At 67.6% G+C, this 11,198-nt stretch carries 8 protein-coding genes; 2 read left to right on the top strand and 6 right to left on the bottom strand.

Annotation, left to right across the window (positions count from 1 at the left end; translation table 11 throughout):
- The first annotated feature begins 37 nt into the window (after window positions 1–37).
- A complete protein-coding gene (locus tag LIN44_RS22125; RefSeq protein ID WP_227314432.1) occupies window positions 38–664 on the top strand; it encodes a DUF3304 domain-containing protein in 627 nt (208 codons plus the stop codon).
- A gap of 270 nt (window positions 665–934) precedes the next feature.
- Here the strand turns inward: LIN44_RS22125 and LIN44_RS22120 are convergent, their stop codons facing one another.
- Window positions 935–1,822 (bottom strand): LysR family transcriptional regulator, encoded by an 888-nt coding sequence (locus tag LIN44_RS22120; RefSeq protein WP_227314431.1) that lies wholly within the window; start codon window positions 1,820–1,822, stop codon window positions 935–937.
- A gap of 122 nt (window positions 1,823–1,944) precedes the next feature.
- Between LIN44_RS22120 and LIN44_RS22115 the strand changes: the two genes are divergently transcribed.
- Window positions 1,945–3,168: an MFS transporter gene (locus tag LIN44_RS22115; protein ID WP_370641661.1), complete on the top strand. Its 1,224-nt coding sequence runs from the start codon at window positions 1,945–1,947 to the stop codon at window positions 3,166–3,168.
- Between the two features lie 26 nt (window positions 3,169–3,194).
- On the opposite strand, the gene LIN44_RS22110 is transcribed toward LIN44_RS22115, so the two are convergent.
- The 5 genes from LIN44_RS22110 to LIN44_RS22090 all read right to left on the bottom strand — a co-directional run bounded on the left by LIN44_RS22110 (window position 3,195) and on the right by LIN44_RS22090 (window position 10,767).
- Complete coding sequence (locus LIN44_RS22110) at window positions 3,195–5,486, bottom strand: xanthine dehydrogenase family protein molybdopterin-binding subunit (RefSeq protein ID WP_227314430.1); 2,292 nt, start codon at window positions 5,484–5,486, stop codon at window positions 3,195–3,197.
- The gene (locus LIN44_RS22105; RefSeq protein ID WP_227314429.1) at window positions 5,486–5,956 is read right to left on the bottom strand and encodes a (2Fe-2S)-binding protein; all 471 of its coding nucleotides are present in this window, start codon (window positions 5,954–5,956) and stop codon (window positions 5,486–5,488) included. The genes LIN44_RS22110 and LIN44_RS22105 overlap by 1 nt, the downstream gene beginning before the upstream one ends.
- A gap of 157 nt (window positions 5,957–6,113) precedes the next feature.
- Entirely contained in the window at window positions 6,114–7,709 is a 1,596-nt protein-coding gene (locus LIN44_RS22100; protein WP_255638362.1) for a diguanylate cyclase, read from the bottom strand.
- 121 nt (window positions 7,710–7,830) lie between these two features.
- The gene (locus tag LIN44_RS22095; protein ID WP_227316360.1) at window positions 7,831–9,033 is read right to left on the bottom strand and encodes a hypothetical protein; all 1,203 of its coding nucleotides are present in this window, start codon (window positions 9,031–9,033) and stop codon (window positions 7,831–7,833) included.
- Window positions 9,034–9,117: 84 nt separating this feature from the next.
- Window positions 9,118–10,767, bottom strand: coding sequence for a mechanosensitive ion channel family protein (locus LIN44_RS22090; protein WP_227316359.1), 1,650 nt, complete (start codon window positions 10,765–10,767; stop codon window positions 9,118–9,120).
- Window positions 10,768–11,198 lie beyond the last annotated feature (431 nt).

Below are 11,198 nucleotides of genomic sequence, written 5' to 3'. Positions count from 1 at the left end.
CTAGGCATATGACAAAACGAAAAAATGCGGACATAGCATGGAGCAGAAGCGCGCCACACTAATGGCGGTTATCTTGGCCGCACTGACCATTATGGCTTCAGCTTGCGGCAACGGAGAGGGGAGGGCGGATGATATGACTGCTTCCAGTATTGCTGCCTACAATCATACGCCCGACTATATTCATCAGTTCTACATCAACGATGCGTGGGGAGGAAATTCCTTCGCTTATAGTGGGGGCGGGGGCTTTGTTTGTTGCGTGACCTACCCAAGGAAGTGGCATCAGGGACTGACTGCAACAGTACGCTGGACGACCTCGAGTTCGGATCCCAATGCGACGGGGGATGCGGCAGTAGGAAAATGGCATGAGGCGATCGTTCCAATCGAGAAGTACCTTGAGCCGGGTACAGTTCAAGTTCACTTTCTACCTGAAGGGAAGATCAGACTAATTATCTCGAATCTCATGTCAGGTCATCCCGACTATCCCGGGCCCAACTATCCGGTAATACCACGGGACTTTCATTTCGAACCATGGCGTGGTGCGGCAAGCGAGGCCGAAGCTCGTGTTCGTTCTCGGGAGGCACACCGTGTGCTGCAGGTAAGTCCCGACGATTCGCCACCACTTCCCCCGGGGCAGATGCCTTTATACCCGAAGGAGCGACAATGAGTGCTTTTCAGTCCGGCTGGCATGAACTCGGTGTTAATGCCACAAGACGTGATGTACGGTGGTGGGGACTTCAAGACCGTGACGGCATTGACCACCGAATGTCTGGCCGAGAGCATTGCTGATGACAAACGCTGATGCAGCGGATCTCCGCGCTATCGCTGGAACGAGTACGGAGGCGGTACTGGCAGTCATGGGTACTGCGACCCGCCGCGAGCCCAAAGGTCACGGACGTTATCGCAGGGTTTTCGACAGTTAGGAAAATCGCTCCCCCTACCCCCGCAGCATCTGCACCACCAACGCAAACGCCGGCGACGGCTGCCGCCTGCTGGGGTAGTACAAATGGTAGCCATTGAACTTCGGACACCAGTCCTCCAGCACGCGTACCAGCCGGCCGGCTTCAATATGCGGCATCAGCTCATCCTCCGGCAGCAGCACGATGCCCAGCCCGGCCAGCGCCGCGTCCACCTGCGGTTGCGTGGTATTGAAGATCAGTGGGCCGTCCACGCGCACGTTCACCTGGCGGCCGCGCCGCTCGAAGTCCCAGACGTATAGCCCGCCGGAGGTCGGCATGCGCTGGTTGATGCAGCGGTGCGCCATCAGGTCTTGCGGGGTCTTCGGCAGCGGATGGGCGGCGAAGTAGTCGGGCGATGCCACCACCGCCATGCGCAGCGGCGGGCCGATGGGCACGGCGATCATGTCCTTGTCGATGGTGTTGCCCAGGCGCACGCCGGCGTCGAAGCGGTCCGCCACGATGTCGCGGAAACCGTAGTTGACGTCGAACTCCAGCTTGATGTCCGGATAGTCGCGCAGCAGCGGCGTGAGCCTGGGCAGCAGGATGGTGTGCAGCACGTTGTCGCCGCAGGTAATGCGGACTGTGCCGGCGGGTTTGTCGCGCAAGGCGGTGAGGGCGTCGAGCTCGGCCTCGATTTCGTCGAAGCGGTGGCCGATGGCCTGCATCAGCCGTTCGCCCGCCGCGGTGGGCGAGACGCTGCGCGTGGTGCGCGTCAGCAGCCGGATCCGCAGCCGTTCCTCGAGGCCGCGCACGGCCTGGCTCAGCGCTGACTGGGTCACGCCCAGCGCGGCCGCGGCACGGGTGAAGCTGCCTTCGCGCGCCACGGTCACGAAAGCCAGCAGATCGTTGAGATTGCGTCGGACCATGCGTCGGTCTCCATCGGCATATTGATTAGTGCTACTTATATCCGCTTTAAGCACTCATTAGCTAGTCACAGGTGACTCCACGCGTGAAGATGGGCGGCTCGCACCACATCTTCCCGGACGGCATGACAACCCAACTCTGTGACGCCCCCGTGGGGGCGACCCTCCCTTCGCGCGATGCCGGAAGCCAGCCTGCCCGCTGGGGCGGCGTCTTTGCGATGACGCTGTGCGTGTTCGCGCTGATCGCCTCGGAATTCATGCCGGTCAGCCTGCTGTCGCCCATGGCTGCCGACCTGCACGTGACCGAAGGCCTGGCGGGGCAGGGCATCGCGATCTCCGGCGCCTTTGCCGTGCTGACCAGCCTGTTCATCGCCGCGCTGGCCGGCAGCATGAACCGCAAGACGCTGCTGCTGGGGCTGACGGCGCTGATGGCGGTTTCCGGCGCGGTGATCGCGCTGGCGCCCAATTACCTTGCCTACATGGCGGGCCGTGCGGTGATCGGCGTGGTCGTCGGCGGCTTCTGGTCGATGTCGGCGGCAACGGCGATGCGCCTGGTTCCGCCTGGCCAGGTGCCGCGTGCGCTGGCGATCTTCAACGGCGGCAACGCGCTGGCTACGGTGGTGGCCGCGCCGTTGGGCAGCTACCTGGGCGCTGTGATCGGCTGGCGCGGCGCGTTCCTGTGCCTGGTGCCGGTGGCGCTGGTTGCCTTCGCGTGGCAGTGGGTGAGCCTGCCCGCCATGCCGGTGGCAGGGCGCAGCAGCGGCTCCGGCAACGGCTTGCGGCTGCTGCGCCAACCGCTGGTGGCGCTGGGCATGCTCGGTGCCAGCGTCTTCTTCATGGGGCAGTTCACGCTGTTCACCTACGTGCGGCCGTTCCTCGAGACGGTGACGCGGGTGGATGTGTCGTCGCTGTCGTTGATCCTGCTGGTGATCGGGGTTGCCGGTTTCATCGGCACCATGGCCATCGGCGCGGCGCTTAGGCGCGGCTTCTACGCGACGATGATCGCCATACCGGTAGTGATGGCCGCGATTGCGCTGGCGCTGGTCGCATTCGGCAGCCAGGCTGCCGCGGCGGTCGCGTTGCTGGGGCTGTGGGGCTTTGTTGCCACCGCGGCGCCAGTGGGCTGGTGGGCGTGGATCGCCAGGACCTTCCCCAATAACGCGGAGGCCGGCGGCGGCCTGCTGGTGGCGGTGGTCCAGCTTGCCATCGCGCTCGGCTCTACCGTGGGTGGCCTGCTGTTTGACCGCAGCGGTCATCAAAGCACCTTCGTCGCCAGCGCGGCGCTGCTGGCGTGCGCGGCGTTGCTGACCTGGCTGACCGCGCGCGCCGAAGCCGCGCGGCCAGCCTGACGCGATCTGCGCGCAAGGCGCCTTCGCTATGCCACCTTGCGCACCGGCAGGCTGCGCACGCGCTTGCCGGTGGCGGCGAAGATCGCGTTGCACAGTGCGGGCGCGACGGGCGGCACCGGCGGCTCGCCCACGCCGCCGGGCGGCAGGTCATGGTTGTCGTTGACCAGGTGGGTGCGGATCACGCGTGGCGAGGCATGGTGGCGCAGCACTTCGTAGTCGTGAAAGTTGCTCTGCATCACGCGGCCCTTGTCGAAGGTGATCTCGCTCGCCAGCGCCAGGCTCAGGCCCATGATGGCGCCGCCTTCCATCTGCGCGCGGATGCGGTCGGGGTGTATCTGCGGGCCGCAGTCCATCGCCATGTCTACTGACAGCACGCGCACCTCGCCCTTCGCATCGACCGCCACCTCGACCACGGTGGCGGTGTAGCTCATGAAGCTGTAGCAGAAGGCCAGGCCCAGCCCGTGGCCCTTGGGCAGCTTGCGGCCCCAGCCCGCGCCGCGGGTGGCGGCCTCGATCACTTCACGCAGGCGGCCCGTGTCATACGGATAGCGTTCGGGCGATTCGGTGTAGTTCCAGGTATCGGCCAGCGTGCCGGGGTCGATCTTGCGCGCGGGCCCGATCAGGTCGAGCGCAAACTGGCGGTGGTCCTTGCCGGCGCGGTGCGCGAGCTCGGCGATAAAGCACTGCGCCGCGAACGCGTGCGGGATATTGGCGACCGAGCGGAACCAGCCGATGCGCGCATGCGCCGGCACTTCTGCGGTTTCCACGCGCACGTTGTCGATGCGGTAGGGCATGTTGATCGCCGACATGGCCGACTCGAACATCTGCTGGCCCTTCGCGCCCTCGGTAAACAGCGAGGCGATGGTCGGCGCGGCGCTGCGGTGCAGCCACGACTTGACCTGTCCCTGCCGGTCGATGACGGCCTCCAGGCGCTCGGCCGAAACGGTGTGCAGGTAGTCGTGGTGGATGTCGTCGTCGCGCGTCCATACCAGCTTGACCGGCGTGCCTTCGGGCATCGCCTGCGCGACGATGGCGGCCTCGTCGACAAAGTCGGGCTTGGACTTGCGGCCGAAGCCGCCGCCGAGCAGCAGCACGTTCACCCTGACCTTGCCGGGCTTGAGCTCGAGGCGCCTGGCCACGGCAGTCTGCGCGGCGACGGGATTCTGGATCGAGGTCCAGACCTCGGCGCTGCCGCCACGGATGCGCACGGTGGCCACCGGCGGCTCCATCGATGCATGGGCCAGGTGCGGCACGTAGTAGTCGGCGGCAAGGCGCTCGGCTGGCGGCGCCTGGTCCCAGGCCTGCTGCGCATCGCCCTGGTTGCGTATCGCCTTGCCCGGCGCGCGCGAAGCCGCCTCGAGCGTGCGGCGATACGCCGTGGAGTCGTAGCTGCCGTTGGGGCCGTCGTCCCATTCGATCTCCAGCGCGGCGCGGCCCTGCATGGCCGCCCAGGTATTGCGCGCGACCACCGCCACGCCACCCAGCGGCTGGAACGCCGGCGCGCCCTGGAATGCGGGAATCTCCACCACCTTCAATACGCCGGGCAGCGCCAGCGCCTTGCGGCTGTCCAGCCGGCGCAGCTTGCCGCCCACTACGGGCGGGCGCGCCACCACGGCGTAGACCATGCCGGGCAGGCGCAGGTCCATGCCATAGACGGCGCGGCCCGAGCCGATGGCTTCCTGGTCGACCGGCCGCACCGCGTTCTTGCCGATATAGCGGAACTCGCTGCGGGGCTTGAGCCGCAGCGCGTCGCCCTGGGGCACCGGCTGGCGCGCTGCGTCGGCCGCCAGCTCGCCAAAGCCGAGGCGCCGTCCGCTGGGCTGGTGAACCACTTCGTGCTGCACGGCCCGCACCTCGGACACCGGCACCGACCAGCGCGCCGCGGCAGCGGCTTCCAGCATCTGGCGTGCCGCGGCGCCGACGCGCCGCATCGGCATCAGGAAATGCCGCACGCTGCGCGAGCCGTCGACGTTCTGGTTGCCGTAGCGGGTCTCGTCGGCCTCGGCCTGGACCACCTTGACGCGCTCCCAGCGGGCCTCCATCTCGTCGGCCACCACCATCGGCAGGCTGGTGCGCACGCCGGTGCCCATCTCGGCGCGATGGGCCACGATGGTGACGGTACCGTCGGCGGCGATCGAGACGAACGCCAGCGGATTGTCGACGGTGCCGCCGGGCATGGAGTCGGCACCAAACTTCTTGGGCGCGGGATCCGCAGCGCGTGCAACGCTCACCAGGCCGCCGCTGGTCACGGCCAGCGTCATCAGGCCGAGGCTGCCGCGCAGGAATTCGCGCCGCGAGAGTCGAGCGATGTTGTCCATTACTTGCCTCCCTGCGCCAGGCGGCTGGCCGCCTGCCGGATCGCGGCACGGATGCGCGGATAGGTGCCGCAGCGGCAGATGTTGCCGCTCATGGCTTCATCGATCTGCCGGTCGGTCGGCGCCGGGGTGGTCTTGAGCAGGCTGACCGCGGTCATGATCTGTCCGGCCTGGCAATAGCCGCATTGGGCCACGTTATGCTGGAGCCACGCCTGCTGCACCGCCTGGCCGACGCGGTCGCCTTCCATGCCTTCGATGGTGGCAACGGATCGTCCCGCGACGGCGGAGACCGGCGTCACGCAGGCGCGGATCGCGATGCCGTCGACGTGCACCGTGCAGGCGCCGCACAGCGCCATGCCGCAGCCGAACTTGGTGCCGGTCATGCCGAGTTCATCGCGCAATGCCCACAGCAGCGGCATCTCGTCGGGAACATCGACGTCCTTGGGCTGGCCATTGACCTGGAATCTTGTCATGTGAACTCCTTGTGAAGACCATGGCACGGTGCCATGCCGATGCGCGAATTCGCGGCGCGTGTCATAAGTCCATCATTGTCGTCAAGAATGCCGTGCCGGATTGATTAGGCCGGCTTATAAGCCCATTAAGCATGGGTGGGTTCGCAAACGCTGCCCGCTAATGCGCCACCACCTGGTTGCGGCCACTGGCCTTGGCTTCATACAGGCGCCGGTCAGCGGCCATCAGCAGGGCATCGAGGTTGTCACGCTCGCCCGGCGCGATCCCGGCCACGCCAAACGAAGCGGTAAAACGGATGGGCCCGGTGCTGCCTGCGTCCGGCGCAGGCTCGCAGCGCAGGCCTTCCAGCTGCTGCCGCAGGTGTTCGGCCACCGCGGCGGCATCGTCGACGCCGGTGCCCGGCAGCAACACCGCGAACTCCTCGCCGCCAAGCCGCGCGGGCAGGTCGTCCCTGCGCACGCCGCGGCGCAGCGCATCCGCTACCGCGCGCAGCACCACGTCGCCGCTGGCATGTCCGTAGCGATCGTTGATGGCCTTGAAGTGGTCGATATCCAGCATGATCACGGCGATTGGCCGCTGCTCCGCCGCGCGGCGCGCAGCGTCGGCCGCGAACCGCGCGGCGAAGACGCGGCGGTTGGCAAGGCCGGTCAGGGCATCGGTTTCCGCCAGCGTGCGCAGTGCCTCGCCGCGCGCCAGATAGTGCCGGAACAGGCTGTGGACCACCGCCAGCGTGGCACAAAGCAGAATGCCCAGTGCGGCCGCGCCCGCGCCAATGACCCCGCTCAGGCGTGCCGCGCTGGCCAGCCACAACTGCTTCACCGGAACCTCGTCGACCATCGCCAGGCGCCCATCGCCAAGCCGGCGGAACATCAGCTCGCTCCCGTTGCCGCTGTTCAACAGCCCGGAGTCGGCCTGGAACACCGCGTCCAGGGTGGCGGCGGGCCAGGGTTCGGAGAGCACCGCCTGCAGGGTCTCGCCGGCACGCACGTTGCGCGTGCTGGCGCCGATGAGCCGGCCTTCGCGATCGACCAGGTAGCTGCTGGCCTCGTGGAAGGGCGCATTGCCAAGCTGGTCGTCGAGACTGCGCTGTGGCAGTTCGAGCATCGCCACGCCCCGGAACTCCCCTTCGGCATAGACCGGCACGCTCAGGAAAAGCGAAACCTGGTCGCGCTCGACAGTGGCCGGGGCGATGCGCCATTGCATGCGCCGGCCGGGGTTGCGCGAGGGCAGGCTGTCATGGAAGTAGGGCGCGGCGGCAAGGCGCGGCATGGCTGACGCGACCTGGTCTTGCGGGATCGAAGGGTAGGCCGCCAGCACGCCGTTGCGAGAAACATAGGCGATGCGCCGGCGTATCCCGGATCCCTCCGGTGCCGCGCTCAGCAGAGGGCTGAGCGAGCGCGCCACGATCACGTCCGCCCGCAGCCGCGCTTCGTTGCGGGCGAAGCCGTCCAGGCCGCGCAGCGCCGCGGCGCTGACGCCGTAGACTGCCGCTGCGTCATGCGCGGGCACCAGCCACACCGGTTCGTCGCGACGCGCCAGCGCAGCGCGCAGTTCTGCATCCAGGCCGCCGGGCGCCGTCGCTTCGATTTGCAGCAGGTGCTGCGCAACATTCCGCACGCTGAGCAGGCGCTCGGCCTCGCGTTGCAGCAGGGCGTCCATGCTCTGCGCGCGCACCGCCTGCATATGCCGCAGCGCTTCGATCTCGCGGCCCTGCGACAGCTGAAGCCCGCGCCACAGCAGCAGCAAGAGCAGCATGACGGATAGCGAGAACGACGCCAGCACGAAGCGATGCGGCCGGCTGGCAAGCAGGTGCAGGGCCTGGCCGGATAACCGATGGAGCGCCGGGAAGGGTCGGGTAGTGATGGCGTGCCCCCCGTTACAGCAAGGTCATCAGCAGCTTGCCCAGCGTGGACTTCAGCGGCAGCTGCGACGACGCCAGCATCAGCATCGGCAGCGCCGCGGGCAGCGCGGTGGCCAGCAGCACGCGCTTGTCGACCAGCGAACCGCGCATGCCGGCCACCGCGTTGTAGATGGCATGCGTGTCCGCGACCGGCCCCAGCTCCGGCGCATCCAGCAGCGGATCGTCGGCCTGCCCCGGTTCGCCGTGGATCCAGCGTCGGTCCACTTTGCGGTTGTGGTCGGCCAGCAGCGCGCCATAGTCAAGCAAGGCCCATTTGCGGGTCCGGGCCAGCAGCGGCACGAAGCCGAACATGGGCAGCAGCGTGATCAGCGTCAGCACCAACACCAGCGTGCCCATCTGCAGGTACAGCGAGGGAATGGCGACGCCGTGGTACATCACTTCGTGCGCCCAGGTCGCGGCCATCACCGCGGACACCGCGAACGAGAGCGGCGCGAAGATGAACTGGACCCGGTTCAGGAACGACAGTCCGCCGACCCGGTCGGGATGGGTCGGCACCAGGCGCAGCGGCAGCCGGGCAATGCGCATCAGCACGATAGCGGTCAGCAGCAGCCGCCACAGCCATGCCAGCAGCAGCACGTTGAAGACCGGCCGCGACACCAGCAGGAACCACCACATCGCAAAGCCCTCGGCACCGCCAAGGTCGCCCCAGCCGATCTCGTCGCGGTTGGGCGCCAGCGAGACCGCGATGGTCCAGCCCAGCACCAGTCCGCCGATGATCACCCACGGGTAGGTGCGATCGCGCAGCCTGGCGGCGCCTTCGACGATCTCGCGAAAGCGCGGCGCCAATGCCTCGTCGACCAGGCCGCTGCGCGCGAACTGCCGCAGGCATAGCGGGATCACGCTGTGCGCGATGGCCTCGGCGAAGATCAGCAGCGGAATGCCGATGAGGCATCGGACATGGATGGCATAGTGCCCAAACAAGGATTCTCCATCCTGTCCGGTAACGCGGCCATGGACCACCGCCCAGGCCACCAGAGGCAGCCATGCGACCATGCTGTAGATGAGCGCGCGCCTGGCCACGCCAAGGCCCTCGACAGGAATCAGCCCGATGCGCCGTTGCATCCGGTACAGCACGTCGTCCCGCACCAGCGAAAATGCATCGCCCACGGTGTCACGGCCGGAATCAGGACGCTCTGCATTGCGGTATGCCGTGTTCATGTCCGCTCCTTGGTGAAGGCCCGCGGGGCTGGCCAGGCCGGCATGGCGAGCACCGATGCGTGATCGCTGCGGGGCGCAGGCGAGTCAGCCCTCGCCGCGCTGCTGCGCGGGAGGCGTGGCGGGGGGCGCGTGCCATTGTTCGGTCGGCACCATCACCGGCTCCTTCGGCTGCAGCACGAAATGCGGCGACATGATTTGGACGTTGTGGCGATTGAACTCGTCCTGGATCGCGGCATGCAGCGTGGACAGCGCGAAGAAGCGGCGGCGCGGGTCTTCGATGGCGAAGAACAGCTCGTATTCGACGTAGAAGTCCGACAGCCCGCGCTGCAGCACAAAGGGCGCCGTTGCCGGGTCCAGCCCGGGCACCTGGCGCGCGGCATTGAGCAGCATCGCATGGACCTGGCGCCAGGGCGTGTCATAGCCGATCGTCACTGCCGACGACAGCAGCGCCGCACTGCCCCCGTTGATGTCCCCGGAGCGCGAATAGTTGTGCACGGCGCTGCCGACCACCACGGCGTTTGGCAGCGTTACCTGCTCCTGCCGCAGGTTGACCAGCCGGACCGACAGCGGCCCCAGGCTCTCGACCCATCCCACGGTATCGCCGATGCTGACCATGTCGCCCACGCGCAGCGCGCGCGCATACACCAGCACCATGCCGCTCATCAGCTGGTTCACGACATTGGCCGAGCCCAGCGTCAGCATGAAACCGAGCAGCACCGACACGCCCTTGAACACGTCGCTCTGCGACCCGGGAATGTACGGGTAGGCAAAGGTGAAGCCCAGCGCCCACACCAGCACCGTGGCCAGGCGGCGCGTCGCCGGCACCGTCTCGGGATGCAGGCCGGGCACCGTCAGGCTGCCGCGCTCGGTGGCCGCAAACACGCTGGCGACCACCGCCTGCACGCCACGCGTGATGAACAGGATGATGGCGACCACCAGCAAGCCCGGGATGGCGCTGACCATGGCGCCGCCGATCCCTTCGAGCAGCCGCCACAGGTAAGCGCCCATGCGCGCGCCGAGCGGGTGCGTCAGCGGAAACTGCAGCAGCGAGAATTCCAGCCAGACAAAAGCGACCAGCGCGAACAGCGCCACCGCCAGGATGCGCACGATGCGGTCGGTCAGCTGGTAGAGCGCGGCGGTCCAGTCAAAGCCGTTGGCGGTGCGCGCCTTCAGGTGCCGCTGCAACGAGGCGTCCACCACGCGCCCCAGCAAGCGCCGGGTCTTCGTCAGCCCCCAGCAGAGCAATACCGCAACCGCCAGCGCGCCGCCCGTGCGCAAGGCGCCGCGAATCAGCGTAGGCCAGTGCTGTTGCTGGCGCCGGGCGGCCACGACGTGGTTGACATTGGCGACGGACTGCCGCACCAGCCCCTCCAGCGTGGCGGCCTTGTCCTCGGGGTCGCGGTCGCCTTCGACCACGGCCAGCAGCAGCCGCTCGCCGATATAGATGGCTTCGCCGTGCTGGCCGGCGAGTTCACCAGGGCTGGTGCGCACGGGCTGCCGCAGGTCGGATGGGGTCAGAGCTTCGAAGCGGTCGCGCGCGCGCCGGGCGCGCGCTTCAGGCGTGACGCCGGCCAGCGTTGCGCGCAGCACCACGATCGGGCGGTTCATCAGCCGGACTTCGACCGGCGCGGCCTCCGCTTCGGCGGCGGGATCCGGCGCGGCCTGGACCGCGGCGATGCCAAGCCACAGCAGGATGGCCAGCACAGCAAGGCGCCGCATCAGCAAGAACACCATGGTCATCCGTCGCTGGCGTGATGGGGGAAACGGCGGTGCCGCCGCCGCACGCGTTCCCCATCCATGCGGGGCGGGGGCAGGGTTGGGTGCATGGTTACAGCTTGTGTTTTATAGCGGAAGTGAAACTTTTTGGGCGGCGAGCTTAGAAAAATCGGTGCCTTGCGTTGCTGCCGTCGCGCGGGACGCCCAACGGGGTAATGCCGCTCAGTCCAGTGACTGTCGTCCCCGCGAAAGCGGGGACCCAGTGACTTTTAACGACGCTGGATTCCCGCTTTCGCGGGAATGACGGTAGGAACTGAAACCTGATCTGCGCGGCATTCCCCCCCAGGGGAGGGCAGGGGCAGTAATGCCGTTCAGCCAGCTACCGTCGTTCCCGCGCCGCAGCATCGGTGCCACGGCGCAGGTGCAAACGATCTCGCCGGCGCGATAGG

It is taken from the genome of Cupriavidus sp. MP-37 (genome assembly GCF_020618415.1).
Taxonomy (GTDB): Bacteria; Pseudomonadota; Gammaproteobacteria; order Burkholderiales; family Burkholderiaceae; genus Cupriavidus.
Note: the sequence above shows the minus strand (reverse complement) of the source record. Positions and strands in the feature narration are given on the sequence as shown.